Origin of the sequence: Dinoroseobacter sp. PD6 (assembly GCF_028807315.1) — a bacterium.
GTDB lineage: Bacteria > Pseudomonadota > Alphaproteobacteria > Rhodobacterales > Rhodobacteraceae > Dinoroseobacter > Dinoroseobacter shibae.
In genome coordinates this window covers 277396-301853 of sequence record NZ_JARAMN010000004.1, presented here as the reverse complement: position 1 = coordinate 301853, position 24458 = coordinate 277396, and the positions used below count along the sequence as shown (strand labels likewise).

The 24458-nt window shown below is 66.4% G+C and carries 25 protein-coding genes; 11 read left to right on the top strand and 14 right to left on the bottom strand.

Going from position 1 to position 24458, the window contains the following annotated elements:
* Positions 1–128: 128 nt before the first annotated feature.
* From PVW48_RS09520 to PVW48_RS09490, 7 genes are all read left to right on the top strand, one after another.
* Positions 129–1118, top strand: coding sequence for a BMP family lipoprotein (locus PVW48_RS09520; protein WP_274581162.1), 990 nt, complete (start codon positions 129–131; stop codon positions 1116–1118).
* Positions 1119–1192: 74 nt separating this feature from the next.
* A complete protein-coding gene (locus PVW48_RS09515) occupies positions 1193–2788 on the top strand; it encodes an ABC transporter ATP-binding protein (RefSeq protein WP_274581161.1) in 1596 nt (531 codons plus the stop codon).
* A complete protein-coding gene (locus PVW48_RS09510) occupies positions 2788–3906 on the top strand; it encodes an ABC transporter permease (RefSeq protein ID WP_274581160.1) in 1119 nt (372 codons plus the stop codon). Before PVW48_RS09515 ends, PVW48_RS09510 begins: the two co-directional genes overlap by 1 nt.
* Positions 3903–4532, top strand: a complete 630-nt coding sequence (locus PVW48_RS09505) for a LysE family translocator (protein ID WP_274581159.1) — start codon at positions 3903–3905, stop codon at positions 4530–4532. Before PVW48_RS09510 ends, PVW48_RS09505 begins: the two co-directional genes overlap by 4 nt.
* A 4-nt stretch (positions 4533–4536) precedes the next feature.
* Positions 4537–5502, top strand: coding sequence for an ABC transporter permease (locus PVW48_RS09500; RefSeq protein WP_274581158.1), 966 nt, complete (start codon positions 4537–4539; stop codon positions 5500–5502).
* Positions 5503–5559: 57 nt separating this feature from the next.
* Positions 5560–6480, top strand: coding sequence for a sulfite exporter TauE/SafE family protein (locus PVW48_RS09495; RefSeq protein WP_274581157.1), 921 nt, complete (start codon positions 5560–5562; stop codon positions 6478–6480).
* Positions 6477–7235 carry a TIGR02186 family protein gene (locus PVW48_RS09490; RefSeq protein ID WP_274581156.1) on the top strand — a complete coding sequence of 253 codons (759 nt, stop codon included), beginning with the start codon at positions 6477–6479 and terminating at the stop codon, positions 7233–7235. Before PVW48_RS09495 ends, PVW48_RS09490 begins: the two co-directional genes overlap by 4 nt.
* Positions 7236–7364: 129 nt before the next feature.
* Here PVW48_RS09490 and PVW48_RS09485 read toward each other — a convergent pair whose 3' ends face one another.
* The 7 genes from PVW48_RS09485 to PVW48_RS09455 all read right to left on the bottom strand — a co-directional run bounded on the left by PVW48_RS09485 (position 7365) and on the right by PVW48_RS09455 (position 14288).
* Entirely contained in the window at positions 7365–8096 is a 732-nt protein-coding gene (locus PVW48_RS09485) for an SDR family oxidoreductase (protein ID WP_274581155.1), read from the bottom strand.
* Positions 8093–9628 (bottom strand): AAA family ATPase, encoded by a 1536-nt coding sequence (locus tag PVW48_RS09480; RefSeq protein WP_274581154.1) that lies wholly within the window; start codon positions 9626–9628, stop codon positions 8093–8095. The genes PVW48_RS09485 and PVW48_RS09480 overlap by 4 nt, the downstream gene beginning before the upstream one ends.
* A gap of 49 nt (positions 9629–9677) precedes the next feature.
* Positions 9678–10298, bottom strand: coding sequence for an acyl-homoserine-lactone synthase (locus tag PVW48_RS09475; protein ID WP_012179512.1), 621 nt, complete (start codon positions 10296–10298; stop codon positions 9678–9680).
* 102 nt (positions 10299–10400) lie between these two features.
* Positions 10401–11099 (bottom strand): helix-turn-helix transcriptional regulator, encoded by a 699-nt coding sequence (locus PVW48_RS09470; RefSeq protein ID WP_274581153.1) that lies wholly within the window; start codon positions 11097–11099, stop codon positions 10401–10403.
* The gene (locus PVW48_RS09465; protein WP_157865342.1) at positions 11053–11271 is read right to left on the bottom strand and encodes a hypothetical protein; all 219 of its coding nucleotides are present in this window, start codon (positions 11269–11271) and stop codon (positions 11053–11055) included. Before PVW48_RS09465 ends, PVW48_RS09470 begins: the two co-directional genes overlap by 47 nt.
* 210 nt (positions 11272–11481) lie before the next feature.
* Positions 11482–12774, bottom strand: coding sequence for a crotonyl-CoA carboxylase/reductase (gene ccrA / locus PVW48_RS09460; protein WP_012179514.1), 1293 nt, complete (start codon positions 12772–12774; stop codon positions 11482–11484).
* Positions 12775–12896: 122 nt separating this feature from the next.
* Positions 12897–14288: a 1-acyl-sn-glycerol-3-phosphate acyltransferase gene (locus PVW48_RS09455; RefSeq protein WP_274581152.1), complete on the bottom strand. Its 1392-nt coding sequence runs from the start codon at positions 14286–14288 to the stop codon at positions 12897–12899.
* Positions 14289–14547: 259 nt separating this feature from the next.
* Here PVW48_RS09455 and PVW48_RS09450 point away from each other — a divergent pair, with 259 nt between their 5' ends.
* Positions 14548–16521 (top strand): protein meaA, encoded by a 1974-nt coding sequence (locus PVW48_RS09450; protein WP_338020470.1) that lies wholly within the window; start codon positions 14548–14550, stop codon positions 16519–16521.
* Between the two features lie 114 nt (positions 16522–16635).
* Here PVW48_RS09450 and PVW48_RS09445 read toward each other — a convergent pair whose 3' ends face one another.
* Positions 16636–17166: a DUF4329 domain-containing protein gene (locus PVW48_RS09445; RefSeq protein ID WP_274581150.1), complete on the bottom strand. Its 531-nt coding sequence runs from the start codon at positions 17164–17166 to the stop codon at positions 16636–16638.
* Between the two features lie 70 nt (positions 17167–17236).
* Between PVW48_RS09445 and PVW48_RS09440 the strand changes: the two genes are divergently transcribed.
* The 3 genes from PVW48_RS09440 to PVW48_RS09430 all read left to right on the top strand — a co-directional run bounded on the left by PVW48_RS09440 (position 17237) and on the right by PVW48_RS09430 (position 18998).
* A complete protein-coding gene (locus PVW48_RS09440; RefSeq protein WP_274581149.1) occupies positions 17237–17707 on the top strand; it encodes a hypothetical protein in 471 nt (156 codons plus the stop codon).
* Between the two features lie 146 nt (positions 17708–17853).
* The gene (gene deoD, locus PVW48_RS09435) at positions 17854–18558 is read left to right on the top strand and encodes a purine-nucleoside phosphorylase (protein WP_274581148.1); all 705 of its coding nucleotides are present in this window, start codon (positions 17854–17856) and stop codon (positions 18556–18558) included.
* Positions 18555–18998 (top strand): hypothetical protein, encoded by a 444-nt coding sequence (locus PVW48_RS09430; protein WP_274581147.1) that lies wholly within the window; start codon positions 18555–18557, stop codon positions 18996–18998. Before deoD ends, PVW48_RS09430 begins: the two co-directional genes overlap by 4 nt.
* Here PVW48_RS09430 and PVW48_RS09425 read toward each other — a convergent pair.
* The 6 genes from PVW48_RS09425 to sdhA all read right to left on the bottom strand — a co-directional run bounded on the left by PVW48_RS09425 (position 18995) and on the right by sdhA (position 24457).
* The gene (locus PVW48_RS09425; protein WP_012179521.1) at positions 18995–19180 is read right to left on the bottom strand and encodes a hypothetical protein; all 186 of its coding nucleotides are present in this window, start codon (positions 19178–19180) and stop codon (positions 18995–18997) included. The two genes, PVW48_RS09430 and PVW48_RS09425, sit on opposite strands and share 4 nt — an antisense overlap.
* Positions 19181–19272: 92 nt before the next feature.
* Positions 19273–20052, bottom strand: a complete 780-nt coding sequence (locus PVW48_RS09420) for a succinate dehydrogenase iron-sulfur subunit (RefSeq protein ID WP_012179522.1) — start codon at positions 20050–20052, stop codon at positions 19273–19275.
* A gap of 29 nt (positions 20053–20081) precedes the next feature.
* Complete coding sequence (locus tag PVW48_RS09415; RefSeq protein ID WP_012179523.1) at positions 20082–20861, bottom strand: hypothetical protein; 780 nt, start codon at positions 20859–20861, stop codon at positions 20082–20084.
* Positions 20858–21679, bottom strand: coding sequence for a hypothetical protein (locus tag PVW48_RS09410; protein WP_274581146.1), 822 nt, complete (start codon positions 21677–21679; stop codon positions 20858–20860). The genes PVW48_RS09415 and PVW48_RS09410 overlap by 4 nt, the downstream gene beginning before the upstream one ends.
* 2 nt (positions 21680–21681) lie before the next feature.
* Positions 21682–22434, bottom strand: coding sequence for a polysaccharide pyruvyl transferase family protein (locus tag PVW48_RS09405; RefSeq protein WP_274581145.1), 753 nt, complete (start codon positions 22432–22434; stop codon positions 21682–21684).
* A gap of 220 nt (positions 22435–22654) precedes the next feature.
* On the bottom strand, positions 22655–24457 hold the full coding sequence (gene sdhA / locus PVW48_RS09400) for a succinate dehydrogenase flavoprotein subunit (protein ID WP_274581144.1): 1803 nt from the start codon (positions 24455–24457) through the stop codon (positions 22655–22657).
* Between the last annotated feature and the right edge of the window lies 1 nt (position 24458).

The following is a 24458-nucleotide window of genomic DNA, read 5'->3' as shown; positions in this document are numbered from 1 at the left end:
GTCCAGAATCCTGTTGACCCTGCCGGGACGCGCCGCCTTACTTGGCGGGATCACTCGATCTGCCTGTGCTCGCAGGGTGACCCGTATCAAGAGGCACCCGCAGCCTGACATCAACTGGGAGTTACCACATGACCATCCTGCAGAAACTGCTCGGCGCGACCGGCGCACTGGCGCTCTCGACCGGAGCCGCGCTGGCCGAACCCGCCCTGATCTTCGACCTCGGCGGCAAGTTCGACAAATCCTTCAACGAGGCCGCCTTCAACGGCGCCCAGCGCTGGGTTCAGGAGACCGGCGGCACCTACCGCGAGATCGAGCTGACCTCCGAGGCCCAGCGCGAGCAGGCCCTGCGCCGCTTCGCCGAGGCCGGCAACAACCCGATCGTGATGACCGGCTTCGCCTTCGGCAACGTGCTGGGCGAGGTTGCCCCCGACTACCCCGAAACCAGCTTCGCGATCATCGACATGGTCGTGGACCAGCCCAACGTGCGCTCGGTCGTGTTCAACGAACACGAGGGCAGCTACCTGGTGGGCATGATGGCCGCCATGGCGTCCGAGACCGGCACCGTCGGCTTCATCGGCGGCATGGACATCCCGCTGATCCGCAAGTTCGCCTGCGGCTACGCCCAGGGCGTGAAGGCCGCCAACCCCGACGCCACCGTGATCCAGAACATGACCGGCACCACGCCCGCGGCCTGGAACGACCCGGTCAAGGGCGGTGAGCTGACCCGCGCCCAGATCAGCCAGGGCGCCGACGTGGTCTATGCGGCCGCCGGTGGCACCGGCGTCGGCGTGCTGCAGACCGCGGCCGACGAGGACATCCTGTCGATCGGCGTGGACAGCAACCAGAACTACCTGCACCCGGGCGAGGTTCTGACCTCGATGATGAAGCGCGTCGACAACGCGGTCTTCGCCGCCATGTCCGACGGCCCGGGCTTCGAGACCGGCATCCGTGTCCTGGGTCTCGCCGAAGACGGCGTGGGCTATGCGCTCGACGAGTTCAACGCCGAGCTGGTCACCGACGAGATGCAGGCCGCCGTGGAAGAGGCCAAGGCCAAGATCATCGCAGGCGAGATCACCGTGCATGACTACATGTCCGACAACACCTGCCCGGTGATGTAAGCCACCGATCCGACACAAGAAACATGCGCGCGGGACACCCCCCGCGCGCAGGACTGACCAACGGGGTGGGCTCCATGTCCGACACGCAAGCACCTGCGATCGAGCTGCGCGGGATCTCCAAGGCCTTCGGACCGGTGCAGGCCAACAAGGACATCTCGATCCGGGTCATGCCCGGCACCATCCACGGCATCATCGGCGAGAACGGCGCAGGCAAATCCACGCTGATGAGCATCCTGTATGGCTTCTACAAGGCCGACGCGGGCGAGATCTTCATCAAGGGCCAGAAGACAGAAATCCCCGACAGCCAGGCCGCGATCCGCGCGGGCATCGGCATGGTGTTCCAGCATTTCAAGCTGGTGGAAAACTTCACCGTGCTGGAAAACGTCGTGCTCGGCGCCGAGGAAGGCGCGCTGCTGCGCCCCTCGCTCGCCAAGGCGCGCAAGCTGCTGCGCGAGCTGTCCGAAGAATACGAGTTGAACGTGGACCCCGACGCCCTGATCGAGGATCTCAGCGTCGGGCACCAGCAGCGGGTGGAAATCCTCAAAGCGCTCTACCGCAAGGCCGACATCCTGATCCTGGACGAACCCACGGGCGTGCTGACCCCGGCCGAGGCCGACCACCTCTTTCGCATCCTCGAAGGGCTGAAGGCCGAGGGCAAGACCATCATCCTGATCACCCACAAGCTGCGCGAGATCATGGAAACCACCGACACGGTCTCGGTCATGCGCCGCGGCGAGATGACCGCCACCGTCAAGACCGCCGAGACCAGCCCCGAACAACTCGCCGAGCTGATGGTGGGACGCAAGGTGCTCTTGCGCGTCGACAAGACCCCCGCCCAACCCGGCGCCCCGATCCTGACCGTGGACGACCTGCGCGTGGTGGACGACCAGGGCGTCGAACGGGTCAAGGGTATCTCGCTGCAGGTCCGCGCGGGCGAGGTGCTGGGCATCGCCGGGGTCGCCGGCAACGGGCAGTCCGAACTGCTCGAGGTGCTGGGTGGCATGCGCCCGGCCACGGGCCGCGTCACCGTCAGCGGCCAGCAGATCGACCTGACCGGCAAGCATTCCAACGGCAAGACCCGGCGCGCGCGTGGCATCGCCCATGTGCCCGAGGACCGGCAGGCCGAGGGCCTGATCATGGACTACCACGCCTGGGAAAACGTCGCCTTCGGCTACCATGACGACCCGGCCTACAATCGCGGCCTCCTGATGGACAACCGCGCCGTACGCGCCGATGCCGAGGGCAAGATCGCCCGCTTCGACGTGCGCCCGGCCGATTGCTGGCTGGCGGCCAAGAATTTCTCCGGCGGCAACCAGCAGAAGATCGTGCTGGCCCGCGAGATCGAGCGTAACCCCGAGCTTCTGCTGGTCGGCCAGCCCACCCGCGGCGTCGATATCGGCGCGATCGAATTCATCCATCAGCAGATCATCGCCCTGCGCGACGCGGGCAAGGCGATCCTGCTGGTCTCGGTGGAGCTGGAGGAAATCCTGTCGCTCTCGGACCGGGTCGCGGTGATGTTCGACGGGCGCATCATGGGCGAACGCCCCGCCGCCGAGACCAACGAGAAGGAGCTGGGCCTGCTCATGGCCGGGATCACCGAACCGCCCACCGACAAACCCCTGATCCAGGTGGTCGAGGAAAACCTCGCCGCCGCCGCGGAGCACAGCTGATGGAGCGGATGCCGAAATGGGCCGACGCGCTGCTGGTGCCACTGCTCAGCGTCCTGATCGCCTTCGTCATCTCCGGCCTCGTGATAGTGGCCATTGGCGAGAACCCGTGGGAGGCCCTGAAACTCATGGTCACCGGCGCGCTCGGCTCGACCTATGGCTGGGGCTATACCCTTTATTACGCGACGAATTTCATCTTCACCGGCCTCGCGGTCGCCGTCGCCTTCCACGCGCGGATGTTCAACATCGGCGGCGAGGGGCAGGCGATGCTCGGCGGGCTCGGCGTGGCGCTGATCTGCCTCTATATCCCCTGGCCGCACTGGGCCATGGCGCTGCCCGCGGCGGTGATCGGCGGCGCGGTGTTCGGCGCGGCCTGGGCGGCGATCCCGGCCTACCTGCAAGCCAAGCGCGGCAGCCATATCGTGATCACCACGATCATGTTCAACTTCATCGGCGCGGCGGTGCTGAACTACCTGCTGGTCAACCAGCTGCGCCCGCAAGGCAGCATGGACCCCTCCACCGCGAAATTCCCCGAGGCCACGCATCTGCCCACGCTCCACGACCTGTTGGCCCCGCTGGGCATCGAATTCTCCCGCGCCGCGCCGGTCAATATCAGCCTGCTGGTGGCGCTGGTGGCGTGTTACCTGTTCTGGTTGCTGATCTGGCGGACCAAGCTCGGCTACGAGATCCGCGCCTATGGCAACTCCGAGACGGCGGCGGTTTATGCCGGGATCTCGCCCACCAAGATCATCATGGTGGCGATGCTGATCTCCGGCGGGCTGGCGGGGATGATGGCGATCAACAACGTCATGGGCGAGGCCGAGCGGCTGGTCCTGAACGCGGTCGAAGGCGCGGGCTTCATCGGCATCGCCGTGGCGCTCATGGGCCGCTCGCACCCGGTGGGCGTGCTGCTGGCGGCGATCCTCTTCGGCTTTCTCTACCAGGGCGGGGCGGAACTGGCGCTGTGGACCAACATCCCGCGCGAGCTGATCGTGGTGATCCAGGCGCTGGTGATCCTGTTCACCGGGGCGCTGGACAACATGGTCCGGATGCCCATCGAAAAGGCCTTCCTCGCCGCGCACCGCCGCAAGACCGCCCGCCGGTCGGAGCCCGCGGAATGATGGCCGAGTATCTGCCCGCCCTGCTGGCCGCCTGGGGCGTGCAACTGGTCGGCGTGATGTCGCCGGGCCCGTCGGTGGCCCTGCTGCTGGGCGTCGGCACGGCGCAAGGGGCACGCGCGGCCCTGCTGACCTGCGCCGGGATCGCGTCCGCCTCGCTGGTGCTGTCGGTCGCCACGGTGCTCGGGCTGACCGTGATCTTCGCCCAGCTGGCCGAGGCGATGGTGATGCTGAAACTGGTCGGCGCGGCCTATCTGGCCTGGCTCGCTTGGGGCGCGGTCCGGCGCGCGGTGACCCTGCCGCCCCTGCCCGCCCCCGTGGCCACCCGCGCCACCGCCACCCGGCTGGCGCGCCGGGGCTTCCTGTTGCAGGTCTCCAACCCCAAGGCGATCCTGTTCTGGATCGCCATCGCCAGCCTGGGCGGCCTCGCTGGTGCGCCCTGGCCCGTCATCCTGATCTTCGTCGCGGGCGCCTTCCTGAATTCGTTTCTCGGCCACGCCGCCTGGGGCCTCGTTTTCGCCGCCCCGCCCATGCGCCGCGCCTACCTGTCCGGGCGCCGCTGGGTCGAAGGCGCGCTGGCCGGCTTTTTCGCCTTCGCCAGCTTCAAGCTGCTGACCACGAGGATCTGAGCCCATGGATTTCGCCACCCTCCTGCAAGTCCTCGACAGCACGATCCGTCTCGCCACGCCGCTCCTGCTCGCTTGCCTGGCGGGGCTGTTTTCCGAACGCGCGGGGATCTTCGACATCGGGTTGGAGGGCAAGATGCTGGTCGCGGCCTTCCTGTCGGCGGCCATGGCGGCGATCACCGGCTCGGTCTGGATCGGGCTCTTTGCGGGCGTCTTCGCGGCGCTGCTCTTCTCGGCGGTCCACGGGCTGGCCTCGATCACCTTCCGGGGCAACCAGCTGATCTCCGGCGTGGCGCTGAATTTCCTTGCCGCGGGGCTGACCGTCCTGATCGCGCAGAGCTGGTTCAGCCAGGGCGGGCGCACCCCCTCGCTCATCGGCGGTGCGAGGTTCGAGCCGATCACCCTGCCCTTCGCCGAAGCGCTGCAGAACGTCCCCATCCTCGGGCCGATCTACTATGAACTGATCTCGGGTCACACGATCCTGGTCTATGTCGCCCTGCTGGCCGTGCCTGCAACCTGGTACATCCTCTTTCGCACCCGGTTCGGCCTGCGCCTGCGGGCGGTGGGCGAGAACCCGGCGGCCGTGGACACGGCGGGGATCTCGGTCGTGGGCCTGCGCTACGCCGCCGTGGCGATTTGCGGGCTGCTCTGCGGTCTCGCGGGGGCGTATCTGGCCACGGGCCTCTCGGCGGGCTTTGTCAAGGACATGACCGCCGGGCGCGGCTACATCGCGCTGGCGGCGCTGATCTTCGCCAAATGGCGGCCCTGGTACGCGCTCATGGCCTGCCTGCTCTTCGGCTTTCTCGAAGCCATCGCCAACCGGTTCCAGAACATCGAGATCCTGAGCATCCCGATCCCGGTCCAGCTGATGCAGGCCCTGCCCTATATCCTGACGGTCGTGATCCTCGCCGGTTTCGTGGGCAAGGCGATCCCGCCCCGCGCCGGCGGCGAGCCCTATGTCAAGGAACGCTGAGCCCGTAGGCAGTCTCGCCGCATTGCGTAAAACCCGCCGGGGCGCGTAAGGAGAGACATGCAGATCTACCTCCCCATAGCCGAGGTTTCGGTGAATGCGTTCCTGCTTCTGGGACTGGGGGGGATCGTGGGCGTGTTGTCGGGGATGTTCGGCGTGGGCGGCGGATTCCTGATGACACCGCTGCTGTTCTTCATCGGCATCCCGCCCGCCGTGGCCGTGGCGACCGAGGCCAACCAGATCGTCGCCTCGTCCTTCTCGGGTGTGCTGGCCCACCTGCGCCGCCGGACCGTGGATCTCAGGATGGGCACCGTCCTGCTGGTGGGCGGGCTCTTCGGGGCCGGGATCGGCGTGGTCCTGTTCAACTACCTCAAGGCGCTCGGCCAGGTCGATCTGCTGGTCAAGCTGTGTTACGTGGTCTTCCTGGGCGTGGTCGGCGCGCTGATGTTCGTCGAGAGCCTGAACGCCATCCGCAAATCCCGGAAATCCGGCGGAGCGCCCCCCGCAAGGCGGCAGCGCAACTGGGTCCATGCCCTGCCGTTCAAGATGCGCTTCCGCACCTCGGGGCTCTACATCTCGGTGATCCCGCCCCTGATCGTGGGCTTCGCGGTGGGCGTGCTGGCGGCGATCATGGGCGTGGGCGGCGGGTTCATCATGGTGCCCGCGATGATCTACATCCTCGGAATGCCCACCAAGGTGGTCGTGGGCACGTCGCTCTTCCAGATCATCTTCGTGACCGCCTTCACCACGCTGCTCCATGCCACCACGAACTTCACCGTGGACATGATGCTGGCGGTGCTGCTGCTGATCGGCGGGGTGGTGGGCGCGCAGATCGGCACGGCCCTGGGCACCAAGCTGAAGGCCGAACAGCTGCGCATCCTGCTGGCGATCATCGTGCTGGCGGTCTGCGGCAAGCTCGCCTTCGACCTGCTGGTGATGCCGAGCGAGCTCTACTCCATCGGCGAAGGGGGGCACGGATGATCCGCCTCGCCGCCGCCCTGCTGCTGTTGCTGGTCGCGCTGCCCCTGCGCGCCGAAGAGGTCGTCGCCGATCTCAGCCAGACGCGGGTGGCGATCACCGCCAATTTTGACGGCTCCGAGATCCTGATCTTCGGCGCCGTGAAACGCGAAAGCCCGATCCCACCGGCAAACGACCTGGGCGTCATCATCGCCGTCGAAGGCCCGCCGGAGCCGGTCACGATCCGCCGCAAGTCCCGGGTCGCGGGCATCTGGGTGAACACCGCCGCCGCCGAGATCGACGCCGCCCCCACCTTCTACGCCGTGGCGACCTCCGCCCCGCTGCGCAGCATCCTGAGCGAGACCGAGGACCTGCGCCACCGGATCACCACCCGCAATGCGATCCGCGCCATCGACAGCGGGGCCGCCGAAGAGCTGGATCTCTTCACCGACGCGCTGGTGCGTATTCGGGCCAGCGAGGACCTCTACCAGACCCGGGAGTCGGCGGTGGTCCTGCGGGCGCAGACCCTGTTCTCGACCGAGTTCACCCTGCCCGCGAACCTGACCGAAGGTAGCTACCGCACCCGGATCTTCCTGACCCGGGACCGGGAGGTGATCGATGCCTATGAGACCGCGATCGACGTGCGCAAGGTGGGGCTGGAGCGGTGGATCTACAATCTCGCCCATGACCGGCCGCTGATCTACGGGCTGCTGTCGATCGCCATCGCCATCGCGGCGGGCTGGAGCGCGTCCGCCGTGTTCCGCTACATCCGCGGCTGACATCGGCCCTGGCCCCCGCGCGGGGCCAAGAATTTTAAGTAAAATTCTTCGCCCCTGCGGCACCGTTTGCGCCTGCGGCACGGGCAGCGGGGGCCAAGGATTTTGCAAAATCCTTCGCCCCCGCGGCGCTCATCCGCGTCCGATATAGGGCATTTTCGTCGCCATCAGCGTCATGAACTGGACATTGGCCTCAAGCGGCAGCCCCGCCATCTGCCACACCGCGTCCACCACCAGATCGGTCTCGATCATCGGCACCGGCGGCTCCCCGCGCGCCCGGCCCGCCGCGTCGATCCCCTCCAGCAGCTCCGTGCGCGCATTGCCGATATCGATCTGCCCACAGGCAATGCCCAGCGCGCGCCCATCCAGCGACAGCTGCTTGGTCAGCCCGGTGATCGCGTGTTTCGTCGCGGTATAGCACACCGCCCCCTCCCGCGGCACATGGGCCGAGATCGACCCGTTATTGATGATCCGCCCCCCCGCCGGGTCCTGCCGCCGCATCTGCCCGAAGGCCGCCCGGGCGGCGAGGAACATCCCCGTCAGGTTCACCGCCACCGCCCGGTCCCAGTCGGCCAGCGGCACCTCGTCGATCATCGCGGCGGGCACGAAGATGCCTGCGTTGTTGAACAGCACATCGAGCCGCCCGACCGCCGCCTCGAAGCTGGCAAAACCCGCCGCCACCGCCTCCGGATCGGCCACATCCGCGACCAGGACATGCCCGTTCGCGCGGCCTGCCCGCACCTCCTGCAGCGCCGCCGCCCGCCGCGCCAGAAGCCCGACCTCCCAGCCCTCGGCCAGGAACCTGTCGGCCACGGCGGCCCCGATGCCGCCGCTCGCCCCGGTGATCAGGATCGTCCCGCTCATGGCTCCACCTCCTCCTGCTCCAACACCAGCGGCGCAGGCGCCGCCTTCAGATCCGCCGTGCCAAGGGGGGCGTCCGGCCGCGCCAGCCGCGCCCGCGTCACCCAGATCAGCCGCTCCTGCGCCCGGGTGATCGCCACGTAGGCCAGCCGCTTCCACAACGGTTGCCCCGCCTCCACCCGCCCGGCCCAGGCCGCCGCCGACAGGTCCGGCGCGAAGACCTGCACCGTGTCCCACTGGCTGCCCTGCGCCTTGTGGATCGTCACCGCCGCCCCGTGCAGAAACGTCGCCCCCATCCGCGCAGCATAGGGGATGAACGGCTCCTCCTCGTCGGGCATCTCGATCTTCACGATCGAGGCGGCGCTGACCTCGGGCGCCTCGGCGCCCACCACATGCAGCTTGGAAAACCCGGGCTTGCGACCGGGCCCGAGATAGATCACCTGCGCGCCCTTGATCAGCCCCCGCGCCTCCAGGTCGATCCGCTTCTTGCGATGCTTCAGCGGCAGCTCGATCCCGTCGCAGATCAGCGGCTCGCCCTCCAGCAGCGCATCCGCCGGCGCACCGTAAGCCGCCCGGAACGCATGGATCATCCGGATCCGCGTCGCGTTGCGCCAGACCAGCGCCGGGGACCGCGCCATCAGCGCCGCCTCCACCCGGCCCTGCACCACCACCCGGTCGTCGCGGGACGCAGCCTCTTCGACCATCCGCTCGAACCGGTTGAAATCCACCTCCGGGTCGGCCAGCGCATGGGCGAGATCGAGGATCGGGTTGTCCTTGGCCTGCCGGTGCACCCGGCTCAGGGTCAGCTGCCGCTCCGCGGGCAGGGTCTCGAACACCATCTGGCCCGACTGGCCCACGGGGGCGAGCTGTGCGGGGTCGCCGAACAGGCACAGCGTGGGGAAGATCTCGCGCAGATCGTCGAGCTGGCGCGCGTCGAGCATCGAGGATTCGTCCACGAATCCAATGTCCAACGGGTCCTCGCGCCGCTTCCAGCCGGTGATGAAATCCGACCCCCGCAGCCCCGCCGCCGCCAGCGCCCCGGGCACCGATTTCTGCGCCTCGAAAAATGCCTTGGCCCGGTCCAGCGCGGCCTCCGACAGCCCCTCGACCACCGGCCGGTCGCCGCTGCCCGCGAGCCATTCGGCGATCTTTTCGTATTCCGGATCGTAGACCGGGGTGTAGAGGATCCGGTGAATGGTCGTCGCCGGCACCCCCCGCATCCGCAGCACCCAGGCGGCCTTGTTGGTCGGCGCCAGGATCGCCAGGGTGCGCCGGTCCTTGCGCCGCCGCCCCTCCCAGTCGCCCGAGACGATCTCGACCCCGGCCCGGATCAGATCCTCCGCCAGCCGCGCCAGGAGCAGCGTCTTGCCGGACCCCGCCTTGCCCAGAACCGCCAGCACCGAGGACGCCGCCCCCTCCCGCGGGGGCATCAGCGTCTCGTCGGCCAGGTCCACCCCGGCGGCGGCCAGAGCGTCGGCCACGCGGTCATAGGCATCTGCCTGATCATCGGAGAACTGGATGGCGGGGAGGGTCATGGCGAAACGCTAAACCACCCGTTCCCTCCCCGCCAGCGCGAATGCCCCCTCAGGCCGCCAAGCTGGGGCCAAACGCGCGTTCGTACCAATGGGCGGAGACCTCGCGGCTGATCCCGGACCGGGCCGAGAGCCGCTCGCGCAGATCCGCATCCATCGACCACAGACCGACAGCGACGGCACTGCGGCCCTCGCCCTCCTGCCCGAGGATTTCCGGAATCCAGCCCAGGCGCCGGTAGACCAGCGTCATCCGGGCGTCGAACACGCCGACCGAGTGCGACAGACCCGAGGACAGGCCGAACTCCGCGCCCGCCAGCATCAGCGCGCCCGCGACCCGGCCATCGGCCTTGGGCGAGAGGCAAAACCGCGTGCATTCCCAGATGAAGGGCGACTGGATCGCGACCCCGTCGGTCAGGTGCAGGAAATGATCGTTGATCATGGTCGGCCCGGTGGTGGGCAGGATCCGCATGGATCCGCCATGGGTGCCATCGGGCAACTCGTAGATCACGTAGATCGGGTTTTCCGCGTCATACGCGTCGCGCTCGAACCCGTCGGCATCGACGGTGACATCCCATTGCAGGCGCGTCTTGAACTGCTCCGCCCGGTCGCGGAACATGCTGTCGCGGAGACGGGGATAGGTATCGAGCTGGTCGGCATAGACGAAACGGATCATGGGGGCGGCCCTCTTGTTGCGAAAACGAGAGGAAGAAACGCCCGGACCCGGTTAAGGATTTCCTAGCGGTCGCAAGCAAAAAAATCTTGCACATAGGGGTGTTTAGACGACGATCAGCCCCCTGACCATCGCCCGTGCCACCGCGTGGGTGGTGTTCGCGGCCCCCAGTTTGAACCGCGCACTTTCAATGTAAACCCTTAGAGTATGCTCGGAAATCTTCAGCTTCTCGGCCACCTGTCCCCGGCTCAAACCGTTGGCAAGGTGGGTGAGGGCATCTGATTCCCTGGGCGACAGGGGCTTGGCCGTCGGATTTATGTCTTCTTCGAGCTCCAGCGCGCGCTGATTGATGAAATGCGCCGCCAGGATGAAGGTTTTGAGGTACTCCTTCTGGTATGATTCCCACGCCGCATCCGTGGCGCGATTGTTGACCGAGAACACCGCGAACTGCCCGTTCGGGCCCCGCACCGGCACCGACAGCCCCTGGTTGCCGACCCCGGTTTCGAGCGCCTCGCCCATGAACTCCCGTGCCGCCTTGGGAGACCAGTCGAGCTGCTTCCAGTCCACGGGATGAAACCGCTGGTAGGTGCCCTTGATGACCGGATCGACCCGGGCATAGTCCATTTCGATGTAGCGTTTGACCCAGGGCGCGTCATAGGTCATCGCGCCGTATTTGTTCCCCGATGCATCCAGACAGTGATAGGCGAAATTCTCGACCTCCAGGCTTTCTCGCAACCCGAAGAGACGCGCCTGGACGTCATCCAGCGACTTTGCTTCCTGCAAATCTTCCAGAAACGATTCCAACCCTTGGTGCATTTGTCTCCACAGCCTTCGGGTGCACCTCGTCCGTTTGCGCAATCTCCGTCGCGGCAACCAGAATCGTATCATCCAGTTGTTCGGCCAGAGCGGTAAGGCCGTTTTGCGTAGCAAAGCTGCGAAGGTCTGCGAGGACGTCCACGATCCAATCTTGTGCCATCAGTGTTTCTTTCCAAAGGTTAACGAAACATTAACACAACTATAGCACGAGGGATTTAGTGGAAGTATTCGCGAAATATACCTCCCCAAAAATGGCGAGGGGCCGATCCGGCAACCCTTTGAGTTCGGGTGGTCCAGGGGTGTGGGCCATGAAAGAAGGCTCGCAGCACCTTCCGTGCCACGAGCCTTTCATTGATTCGTTAAGATTTTATTAGGCGGTTTTACTCGCCTCAAGCGTGTCCTCGAAGGTCCGCAGCCCCGTCCGCGGCGCCTGGACCAGCACGCTCATGTTGCCCGGCTTGTGCTCGTTGCGCATCATCTTCATATGCGCCTGGGGCAGCTCCTCCCAGGGGAAGACCTCGGACATGCACGGATCGAGCCGCCGCTCCAGCATCAGCTTGTTGGCCGCCGAAGCCTGCTTGAGATGGGCGAAATGGCTGCCCTGCAGCCGCTTCTGGTGGCTCCACATGTGCCGGACGTCGAAGGTACAGTTATACCCGGACGTGCCGGCACAGATCACCACCATGCCGCCGCGCTTCACCACGAAGGTCGAGACCGGGAAGGTCGCCTCGCCGGGGTGCTCGAACACCATGTCGACATTGTTGCCCTTGCCGGTGATCTCCCAGATCGCCTTGCCGAACTTGCGCACCTCGGTGAACCAGTCCTTGTAGGCCTCGGTCCCCACCTCGGGCAGACGGCCCCAGCAGTTGAAATCCTTGCGGTTGATGACGCCCTTGGCGCCCAGCTCCATCACGAACTGGCGCTTGTCCTCGTCCGAGATCACGCCGATCGCATTGGCGCCCGCGGTATTGATCAGCTGGATCGCGAAGGATCCGATCCCCCCCGACGCGCCCCAGACCAGCACGTTCTGGCCGGGCTTGAGGTCATGGGGCTCATGCCCGAACAGCATCCGGTAGGCCGTGGCCAGGGTCAGGGTGTAGCACGCGCTCTCTTCCCAGGTCAGGTGCCTGGGCCGCGGCATCAGCTGCTGCGACTGCACCCGGGTGAACTGCCCGAACGAGCCGTCCGGCGTCTCGTAGCCCCAGATGCGCTGGCTCGGCGACAGCATCGGGTCACCGCCATTGCACTCCTCGTCGTCGCCATCGTCCTGGTTGCAGTGGATTACCACCTCGTCGCCCACCTTCCAGCGGGTGACCTTGTCGCCCACGGCCCAGACGATCCCGGCGGCATCCGAGCCGATGATCGCATAGGGTGCCTTGTGGCCGAGAAAGACCGATTGCGGCGTGCCGAGGCAGGCCCAGACGCCGTTGTAATTGACCCCTGCCGCCATCACCAGCACCAGCACCTCGTGGCTATCGGGGACGGGCGTGTCGACCACCTCCTGCTGGAGCGCCGTGACCGGCTCGCCATGGCGCTCCTGCCGCAGCACCCAAGCATGCATCTGCTTGGGCACATGCCCCAGGGGGGGCATCTCGGCCATGTCATACAGGTCTTTGATCGGTGCGTCATAGGACACGAGGGCCTGGTCGGTATCGAGTGCCATGGGGGCCTCCAGGAAACAGAGTTGGTATTCCGCAGCGCAGAATCGCAATGCTGCGGCGCTTTTGAGGGGAATATGGGGCGCGCAGCAACAATGCAAACGAAAAACGGATCGTTTGTGTAATTTTATGTCGCGATCACGTATTTTTCTGGCGTCTCGGGGGCTTCGGGCGGCGGTGTCTGTCGTCCCGGCAAGGTGTTGGCATAATAGCGCAGCATCGGACCGGCCTCGGCGGCCACGGTGATCCGTCCGTTCTCCCGGGTGACCAGCCCCCGGCGCAGCAGCACCCGCAGGCCATCCTCCAGCGTGAAATCCGCCGGCGCGCTCGCATCGGTCAGGGGCACCGGCGTTGCCCCCGTCATCCGGTCGCGGAACGCCGCGTCGAGGGCGGCCTCCTCCAGCTCCGGCGGCCCGGCCAGCAGCAGGTCCGCCACCAGCGGCACCGGCAGGATCGGCACGCTGGCCCCGACCCGCGCCATCAACTCGCGGCCCAGGTCCTCCACCCGCCCGCCCGCCAGCATCGCCGCCCGCAGCGAGACCGGCGCCCCGAAGGACACCGCCGCATGGCCGAAGCGTTGCCGCCCGGCCAGGATCGGCCAGACCTCCGGCAGCACCGCGCCGATCACCCGCCGCCAGGACAGCTTGAACCGGCCCTTGGGCGGCGCAGCCACCAGCGCCGCGTCCTCGAACACCCGGTCGTAGTTCAGCCCCACGGGCACGAAGACCACGTCGCGCCCCTTCTCCGGATCGAACCCGTCCCACAGGTAACTCAGCAGCCCCAGCTTCGGCGCCCCCAGCCGCCCGTCCCGCGACAGCCCGCCTTCGGGGAAGATCGCCTGGGTCACCCCGTTGTCCCGCGCCATCTGCACATACCGGGCCAGCACGCTGCGATAGAGCGGGGTGATCTTGCGCCGCCGGATGAAATACGCCCCCGAGGCCCGCACCAGCCAGCGCAACGGCCAGATCCGCGCCCATTCGCCGACCGCATAGGACAGGGTCGTATTGTCCGCCACCAGCCAGGTGACCAGCACGTAATCCATGTTGGAGCGATGGTTCATCACGAACACCACCGTCGCCTCGGGCGGAATGCCCGCGACCGACATCTCCACCCGCTCGATCCGCACCCGGTAGAGCGCCTGGGTCAGCCAATGACCGATCCGGATCGCGAAGCCGAAATAGGTCGCCGTCGAGAACCCCGGCACGATCTCCCGCGCATAGCGGCGCGCCTTCTCGAAGGCCACGTCCTCGCGCACGCCCTCGGCCTTGGCATGGGCCACCACCGCCTCCATCACCTGCGGGTCATAGAGCAGCCGGTTGATGTTGTCGGCCCGCCGCATCAGCTTGAAGGGCTCGATGGGCCGCGCAAGCCGCGTGTTGAGCTGCGCCACCGCGCGCTCGAACCGCCGCCGGAAGAACCAGCGCACGGACGGAAACAGGAAATGGGACGCAAAGGTCACCGCCGCGAAGGCGATCAGCAACGCGAACTGCCAGAACGGGATGTCGATGGTCTGCGTCATTACAAGAGCTTGTATCACAAAGCCCGAACCGGGGAACTCGCCCGATGTCATAGGCCCCCTGATTTTCCACCCTGCCCGCCACCACCGCAGCCCGGCACCCACGGCCGGTGCGCGATGTTTGGGTTCGGCTCCGCGCCGAAGATGCAGTATGCTGTCGCGCAGAACGCGCTCTCTCCGCAGCGCAGCGAATTGACAAAGACATAAAGTTCCAGATAAATGCGCCGAAACGCAAGATCGTTGCCGCCGGTGATTCACGAGGATGCCCATGACCGAGACCAAGAAAGACCGCCCCTGGCTGTTTCGCACCTATGCCGGGCACTCCACGGCGGAGGCCTCCAACGCGCTCTATCGCGGCAACCTCGCCAAGGGGCAGACCGGGCTGTCGGTGGCCTTCGACCTGCCGACCCAGACCGGCTATGACAGCGACCATGTCCTGAGCCGGGGCGAGGTCGGCAAGGTCGGCGTGCCGGTGGCGCATCTGGGCGACATGCGGGCGCTCTTCAAGGACATCCCCCTGGACCAGATGAACACCTCGATGACGATCAACGCGACCGCGCCGTGGCTGCTGGCGCTCTACATCGCCGTGGCCGAGGAACAGGGCGCGGACGTGACGAAACTGCAAGGCACGGTGCAGAACGACATCATCAAGGAATACCTCTCCCGCGGCACCTATATCTGCCCGCCCAAACCGTCCTTGCGGATGATCACCGACGTGGCCGCCTATACCCGCGAACACCTGCCCAAATGGAACCCGATGAACGTCTGCTCCTACCACCTGCAAGAGGCGGGCGCGACCCCGGAGCAGGAGCTGGCCTTCGCGCTGGCCACCGCCACCGCCGTGCTCGACGATCTCAAGGGCAAGGTCCCGGCCGAACATTTCCCGGCCATGGTGGGCCGGATCTCGTTCTTCGTGAACGCGGGCATCCGCTTTGTCACCGAGATGTGCAAGATGCGCGCCTTCGTCACCCTGTGGGACGAGATCTGCCGCGACCGCTACGGCGTCGAGGACCCGAAATTCCGCCGCTTCCGCTACGGGGTGCAGGTGAACTCCCTGGGCCTGACCGAGCAGCAGCCGGAAAACAACGTCTACCGCATCCTGATCGAGATGCTGGCAGTGACCCTGTCGAAAAACGCCCGCGCCCGCGCGGTGCAACTGCCCGCCTGGAACGAAGCCCTCGGCCTGCCCCGCCCCTGGGACCAGCAATGGTCGCTCAGGATGCAGCAGATCATGGCGCTGGAAACCGACCTCCTGGAGTTCGACGACCTGTTCGACGGCAACCCGGCGGTGGACCGCAAGGTGGCCGAGCTGATGGAAGGCGCGCGCGCCGAACTGGCCACCATCGACGGGATGGGCGGGGCCGTGGCCGCGATCGAATACATGAAATCCCGGCTGGTGGAGGCGAACTCCGACCGGCTCGGCCGGATCGAGGGGGGCGAGACCGTGGTGGTCGGCGTCAACAAGTACCAGCAGGGCGAGCCCTCGCCGCTGATGGATGCCGATGGCGGGATCATGGTGGTGGACCCCGCGGTGGAGGCCGACCAGATCGCCCGGCTCCAGGCCTGGCGCGCCGCCCGCGACGAGGACGCGGCGCAAAAGGCGCTGGCCGATCTGCGCGAGGCCGCGCTTTCGGGGGCCAATGTCATGCCCGCCTCCATCGCGGCGGCCAAGGCCGGGGTGACCACGGGCGAATGGGGGCTGGAGATCCGCAAATCCTTCGGCGAGTACCGCGCGCCCACGGGCGTGTCGGCGAACCCGTCGAACCGCACCGAGGGGCTGGACGAGATCCGCGACGCGGTCTCGGCGGTGTCGGCCAAGCTGGGCCGCAAGCTGAAATTCCTGGTGGGCAAGCCCGGCCTCGACGGCCATTCCAACGGCGCCGAGCAGATCGCCGCCCGCGCCCGCGATTGCGGCATGGACATCACCTATGAGGGCATCCGCCTGACGCCCGAGGAAATCGTGCGCGCCGCGCGGGAACAGGACGCCCATGTGGTCGGCCTGTCGATCCTGTCGGGCTCCCACATCCCCCTGATCGAGGAACTGATGGGCCGGATGCGCGAAGCCGACCTGACCCATATCCCGGTGATCGTGGGCGGGATCATCCCCGAGGACGACGCCGAGCGGCTGCGCGCCATGGGCGTGGCGAAGGTCTACACGCCGAAGGATTTCGAGCTGAACCGGATCATGTTCGACATCGTGGGCCTGGTGGACGACACCCCGATCGCGGCGGAATAGGCCACCCGCCGGACAAGGCGTTTCGAAACGCCTTGGACAAGCGCCTTGCAAGGCGCTTGGGACGCGATTTGCAAATCGCGTGACCAAGCCCGTTCGAACGGGCTTGCCCGAGGCTCAGTGGGACAGGATGCCCAACAGATCCTCGTAGCTGTAGCTTTCCGCCACGGTGATGTCGCTCTCGGGCGCGAAATCCGCATCCATCGGCAGGCACCCGACCCCGCAGATCTGGCGCGCCATCCGCTCCGAGCCGTCGATATACCACAGCCGCCCACCCGGCGTGGCCACATAACCGTCGATCCCGTCCGCGGCGTCCGACGCCATGTCGATGTCGCTCGGGATCTCCGACCAGGCCTCCGGGTCGTAGCCCCCATGGGTGTGGTAGGACGCCACCGGATCGAACCGCCGCGGCCAGGGCGGCAGGCAGCTGTCCGCCGTCCCACGCCGCGCCCGGCTCGCCACCAGCTCCCCCTCCGCAGTGTAGCCGATATAGCCGCAATACTCGCGGTCCCACCGGAAGGACCTGGCCTGCAACGCCGCCAGCACGCCCTTGACGAAGGCCAGCTCCGCCGCGGGCGCCGGACCGCTCTCCGCCGCCAGCGGCCCTGCCAGCAGGGCAAACACCCAAGTCAAACTCCATCTGGGCATTGTCCGCGGCCTCCCTATACTGGCCCCGACCCTACCGCGCCGCGCGCGCCCCGCAAAGGACCTCTGCCCCATGCTCAAACCCCTGCTCACCGCCCTTCTTTTCGCCCTGCCCGCCGCGGCCCAACCGGTCGAGGACCTGCCCGCGCCCCTGCAAGCGGCGATCGAGACCGCGCGCGCCGATTGCGCCGCCTTCGACAACGGCACCCTCGACGTTCCGCCCGAGGCCATCACCCGGACCGATCTGACCGGCAACGGGACCACCGACATGGTGCTCGACCTGGGGCAGGTGCACTGCTCTTCGGCGGTCACCCTCTATTGCGGCACGGGCGGCTGCCCGGTGGTGTTCGCCGTGGAGGAGACGGCAACCGAACGGCTGTCCAAAGGCTGGACCGTGCAGCGCTTCGCCCATCTGACCGTGGTGCTGAACCAGGTCCATGGCAGCGCCTGCGGCGGCACCAACCTCACCCCCTGTGTCGAGGCGCTGGTCTGGGACACCGAGGCGCGCCGCTTCACCAGCCTGGCGGATCCCGGCAATCCTTAACGCTTCGTGACCCGGGCGCGCGGAGGTGCCCGACACTTGCCCGACAGAAGTCCGACACGGGGCCGACGCCGATCCGACGGGGTCGGGCGGGTCTTTTCGCCGGGGCCGCGCGCGGTATACTCGGTGCGAACGAAAGGGACCAGACCATGACCATCCATATCGGCGCCGCCCCCGGCGACATCGCGGAAACCGTGCTGATGCCGGGCGACCCCCTGCGCGCGAAATGGGCCGCGGAGACGTTCCTGGACGACCCGGTCTGCGTCAACGAGGTGCGCGGCATGCTCGGCTTCACCGGCACCTGGCGCGGGCACCGGGTGACGATCCACGGCTCCGGCATGGGCATGCCCAGCCTGTCGATCTACGCCAACGAGCTGATCACAGAGTACGGCGCGCAGACCCTGATCCGCATCGGCTCCACCGGCGCGATGCAGAACCACGTGGCCCTGCGCGACGTGATCCTGGCGATGACCTGTTCGTCGATTTCGACCCCGTCCTCGGGCATCTTCCGCGAGCTGAACTTCGCCCCCTGCGCCGATTGGGGCCTGCTCAAGGCCGCCGAGGCCGCGGCGGGGGCGAAGGGGACGAAAACCCATGTGGGCGGGATCTATTCCTCGGACGTGTTCTACGACGAACGCCCTGATCTGACGGAACAAATGATCCGCCACGGGGTGCTGGGCGTCGAGATGGAGGCAGCCGAGCTCTACACCCTCGCCGCCCGCCACGGCCGCCGGGCGCTGGCGGTGCTGACGGTCTCGGACCACCTGCTGACCCACGACGCGCTACCGTCGGCGGAGCGGCAATCGAGCTTCGGCGACATGGTGGAGATCGCGCTGGAGGCGGCCTTCGCATGATCCGCGCGGCTCTTATCGCGGCGCTGCTGGCGCTCACCCCGCCGGCGGCCGCGCAACAGGGCTGGGGCGATCTCGACGGGCTGCTGCGCGCGCAACTGCTGCCGCCCCAGGCCTCGTTGGTCGGGGCGTTCTGGCTGCCGGACCATGCCGACCCGGGCCAGGCGCGCCGGGCCCTCGGCATCGCGTTTTTCGAGGTGGCGAATGGCGGAAATTCCACCAATATCGCAACGGGTTACTTCCTGGGGACCGGCGCTGGATGGGCCTTTGCCAATCCCGTCTCCGGCCTCTTCGGGCAAGGCCCGCGCGACGTTGTGTATTATGACGACCGGGTCGAGCTGACCACCACCATGCCCAACCCCGGCGACCCCCGCTGCTGCCCCACCGGCGAGGCGCGCTGGTCGGTGAACATCGCCACCGGCACCGCCACGCGCCTGCGCTAGATATCCTTGCGCAGACAGACCCGGGGCTGCTTGTCATCCCCGGTGATCGCCACCGCCCCGCAAGCGGCACAGCGCCAGTCGGTCTTGCCCCGCCGCCGCCAGCGGCACATCCGCGTGCGCCGCGTCCGCAGCAGGTACATCAGCAGGAACACGATCAGGATCGCGATCGGAAAAAACGCCATCTTTCAAACCCTTGCCTCGCGCAGCGCCAACCCCGGAACGCGAAAACGGGGCCATTGGCCCCGTTCGCGTCACTCGCGGATCGGCGCGGCCCTCAGACCTGGCGCTCGACCATCATCTTCTTGATCGCGCCGATCGCCTTGGCGGGGTTCAGGCCCTTGGGGCAGGTCTTGGCGCAGTTCATGATCGTGTGGCAGCGATAGAGCTTGAACGGGTCTTCGAGGTCATCCAGACGCTCCCCCGTCGCCTCGTCGCGGCTGTCGATGATCCAGCGATAGGCATGCAGCAGGGCCGCCGGGCCGAGATAGCGGTCGCCGTTCCACCAGTAGCTCGGGCAGGAGGTGGAGCAGCAGGCGCACATCACGCACTCGTACAAGCCGTCGAGTTTCTTGCGGTCGTCGATGGACTGCCGCCACTCGGTCGCGGGGCGGTTTGTCTTGGTCTCCAGCCAGGGCATGACCGAGGCATGCTGCGCGTAGAAATGGGTCAGGTCCGGGATCAGGTCCTTGACCACGGGCATGTGCGGCAGGGGGTAGATCTTCACGTCGCCCTTGATCTCGTCCATGCCGTAGATGCAGGCCAGCGTGTTGGCGCCGTCGATATTCATCGCGCAGGACCCGCAGATCCCCTCGCGGCAGGAGCGGCGGAAGGTCAGGGTCGGGTCGATCTCGTTCTTGATCTTGATCAGCGCGTCCAGAACCATCGGCCCGCAGGTGTCCATGTCCACCCAGTAGGTGTCCACCCGGGGGTTTTCCCCGTCATCGGGGTTCCAGCGATACACCTGGAACTTGCGCAGGTTGGTCGCGCCCTCGGGCTTGGGCCAGGTCTTGCCCGTGCGGATCTTCGAGTTCTTCGGCAGGGTCAGTTGTACCATGGTCGTTTCCTTCGGTTCACTGGCTGTCGTTACGGTGAGCCATGTTTTCGAGATGGAGGTAAGTCCGCAGAGCGTCGCAGCGGCGTGCCCACATCCGGGGTCTTGTACGCGTACTGCCATATTTCATCCGCGACATGTCCCGGATTTGACTGCGTAAACTGATAGATCGTGTCTTCGAATTCTTCGACCCCGAGCCATTCGCGCGGTCGCGGCAGACATATGCATGCGAGGTCCTGCTGGAAAGCCCAGAGCGCAAACCGGACATCGACGAACTTCTGCGACGTCTCCATGAAGTCGAAGGGCGGCATGTGTTCCGATTTGAGAACGACGGTCCCTGTACCGAGTTGATCGACGCGGAGGGGCCGCTCAACCACGTTCCAGAACGTGTGGACACGGCGGTATCGCATCACGGTGTCCGGGGCCAGGGGCGGATACTTCCAGAACTTCAGGCGCTTCAGGCCCGGCTTGCGATAGTAAACACCGTGATAACCGTAAACCGCACGGGGCGTCTCGCATGCGGTGGCACGCGCGAGGGTCGTCGCGACATAGTCGTCGGGATAGTGCAGATCATCGTCGATCAACACCACCCACTCTGCGTCTTCGACACTTGGCCAGAACTTGCCGGTATCTTTCAGATCCCGGTCGATCAGAATGGGCACGACATTGTCATAGTCCAGCAGGTTGACCGGAACCGTATCGTATTCGTTCAGGACCACGTTGAGCCGATCGACCTGCGGCGCGATGCTGGCAACGACACGACCGAGCGCGTGAGCCCGCGGAGGATAGGTGGCGAGGTTTGCGACGATCATGCGTCGCTCCGCCGGTAACGAGCGATTTCGGCACTGGTCCCATGCTGAAAATAGCAATGCGGGGCGTCGAAAGGAATGGGCCGGGCACGACCGGAGCCGAAGGGCAGAAAACACAAAGCGCCCGAGAGCCTGGCAAGCTTGAACCCGATCTTGCGTGTCAGTTTACTCTGGAAAATGCCGATATTGGCCAACCAGGTGAGTGTTGCCGACGTTGCCCACACGAATTTCCACTCCGGCGCCATGTCGCAATCGCGATACTTGAGGTTTGCGAGGTTCCCCAGAAACCGCGGCAAGGCGGCCCCGCGCACAACGAAGAGGGATTGTTGCAGGGGTTGGGGCGTACCGGCACCGGAGCCGAACATGTGATCCGCGGTCATGGCCGCAATGCAGGCCTCGATCAGACCGTCGCCTTTGAGAAGGCAGTCTTGCTCCACATAGACGAAAAATTCGCAATCGGAGGCGAGAGCATAGTTTCCCGAAACCAGGACGGAGCGGGTCCATCCGCTCCAGCCGCCGACGTGATTGGTCGAGTGTCGCGCATTGAAGGGCAGTTCGATCCAGCGCACCTTGTCGCGGAGTTCCGGGGCGGGCTTCAGGGGGGCGGCCGAGTCGACAACGACGATTTCGGACGCCGCCACCGAAGAGGTGACACTCTCGAGCCAGAGCTCGAAAAACGGCACGGACCGGATCATGGCGTCGCCCAGTTCCTTGCGGTCGGGAAACTCGTCGGAGAACGCGCGCTCGGATGACCACCAGCCGCTCCCGACCACAATCCTCGGCGGCTTTGGGTCCTGCGCGCCCTGATTTGCGCCAGACATCGTCAATGGTCCTGTCTCGCGGTGATGTGCTTGAGCTTCAAGATGTCCGAGGGATCGGAATGGTAGTGCACATTCGGGTAAAACGGCTCGAGCGAGGATTTGAAGATCGATTCCAGTTTCCGGGTGCGGCTTGCATAGAGGTGGACTTCGCGCCCGAGCAGGGCGGCGCCGATGCCGACATGCAGACGGTTGGTGTGAATGACCTCGTAGGCGCCGATCCGATCCAGAAACAGATCCGGGTCCGACAGATGCGTGCCTTCGTTGCTCAAATCGATGTTGCCCTCCGGCAGGTCCAGCTCCAGCCGCTCCACATCGTTGCGCAACATTATTCCGACGCCCTTGCCCGGTGCCCGGGGCGCCGGGTCCAGATAGAAGGCCATGTCGTGGCAGAAGGACGCCTCCGGCATGGCCTCGTAGCTTTCGAGCATGTCCCTGCGCCAGAAAATCGTCCGATCGGGATCAAGTTCCGGGCGAAACGGGAAGGAGGAGGGCATCACGAGCACATTCCTGAAGCGCGCCGCCGCGACCCCGAGCTCTGCCGGGCGATTGTAGAAGTCGCGATAGGCACCGGAGCCGGTGATGATGGCCTTGGGGTGGAGCCCCCGCATCGCCGCGAGGATGCGATGACGCAACTTGTCCTTGCGCAACCGCGCGATCGGCACCGGAACGGTCGCTATACCGAGATCCGACAGGAAGGCCCGTTGTCCCGCGTGGATGAGTGCGTCGCCCCAGTTTCCCGAATTGACGATTTCCACCACACGGTCTCCGCCGGCGAATTTACGGACATCGTCGGCCAATTCCAGAAAACAGGGCTGATCCCGCAAAGACAAACTGCCTTGCCTCCATCACGTCGAAAGGTGCGTGTGGCGCAGCTCGGAGGGTTTCTCCCACAGGGCTGCGCTCACACGCATGGCGACACCGGACAGGCGCCTGCGGCGGACAAGTCCAGCCTACCGCGCGCAGGTGATCGCGCCATTAATACACCCGCGCCTTGGGTGCGATTTTCTTGAGGTCGATGCCGCCCTCGTTGTGGCCCAGCAGCGGGTTGAGGTGGACCGGGCGGTAGTCGAGGTCGACCTTGCCGTTCACGTAGGCCAGCGTGTGCTTGCGCCAGTTCTCGTCGTCGCGGTCGGCGTAATCCTCGTGGGCGTGGGCGCCGCGGGATTCCTTGCGAGCCTCGGCGGACACGATGGTGGCCAGTGCGTTGGGCATCAGGTTGGTCAGCTCCAGCGTCTCCATCAGGTCGGAGTTCCACACCAGCGAGCGGTCGGTGACCTTGATGTCGTCCACCTTGCCCGCGACGCCGTACATCTTCTGGACCCCTTCGGCGAGGGTCTTGTCGGTGCGGAACACGGCGGCGTCGGCCTGCATGGTCTTCTGCATCTCGAGGCGCAGCTCGGCGGTCGACACGTTGCCCTTGGCGTGGCGCAGCCCGTCGAAGCGCGCGAGTGCGGCGTCGATGGAGGCCTGGTTCAGGGTCGGGTTGGACGCGGTCGGGTCCACGACCTGCCCGGCCTTGATCGCCGCCGCCCGGCCGAAGACCACAAGGTCGATCAGGGAGTTGGACCCGAGCCGGTTGGCCCCGTGCACCGAGGCACAGCCCGCCTCGCCCACGGCCATCAGGCCCGGCGCGATGCGGTCGGGATCCTCGGCGGTGGGGTTCAGCACCTCGCCCCAATAGTTCGTGGGGATACCGCCCATGTTGTAATGGACCGTCGGCAGGACCGGGATCGGCTCCTTGTTGACGTCCACCCCGGCGAAGATGCGGGCGCTCTCCGAGATACCCGGCAGGCGCAGGGCCAGGGTTTCGGGCGGCAGGTGGTTGAGGTGCAGGTGGATATGGTCGCCGTCGGGGCCGACGCCGCGGCCCTCGCGGATCTCCATGGTCATGCAGCGGCTGACCACGTCGCGCGACGCGAGATCCTTGTAGGTGGGCGCGTAGCGTTCCATGAACCGCTCGCCCTCGGAGTTGGTCAGATAGCCGCCCTCGCCGCGGGCGCCCTCGGTGATCAGGCACCCCGCGCCGTAGATGCCGGTGGGGTGGAATTGCACGAATTCCATGTCCTGCAGCGGCAGCCCCTGGCGCGCGACCATGCCACCGCCGTCGCCGGTGCAGGTATGGGCGGAGGTTGCCGAGAAATAGGCACGTCCGTAGCCGCCCGTGGCCAGCACTGTCATCTTGGCGTTGAAGACATGGATCGAGCCGTCATCGAGCTTCCAGCAGACGACGCCCTGGCACTGTCCGTCCTCGGACATGATCAGGTCGATGGCGAAATACTCGATGAAGAACTCGGCATTGTTCTTGAGCGACTGGCCGTAGAGCGTGTGCAGGATCGCATGGCCCGTGCGGTCGGCGGCGGCACAGGTGCGCTGCACCGGGGGGCCTTCGCCGAACTCGGTGGTATGGCCGCCGAAGGGCCGCTGGTAGATCTTGCCCTCTTCGGTGCGCGAGAAAGGCACGCCGTAATGTTCCAGCTCGTACACCGCCTTGGGCGCCTCGCGGGCGAGGTATTCCATGGCGTCGGTATCGCCCAGCCAGTCGGAGCCCTTGACGGTGTCGTACATGTGCCACTGCCAATGGTCGGGGCCCATGTTGGACAGCGAGGCGGCGATACCGCCCTGGGCCGCCACGGTGTGCGAGCGGGTCGGAAAGACCTTGGAGATGCAGGCGGTGCGCAGCCCCTGCTCGGCCATGCCGAGGGTCGCGCGCAGGCCCGCGCCACCGGCCCCGACGACCACGACGTCATAGTTATGCGTCTCGTATTCGTAAGCAGACATC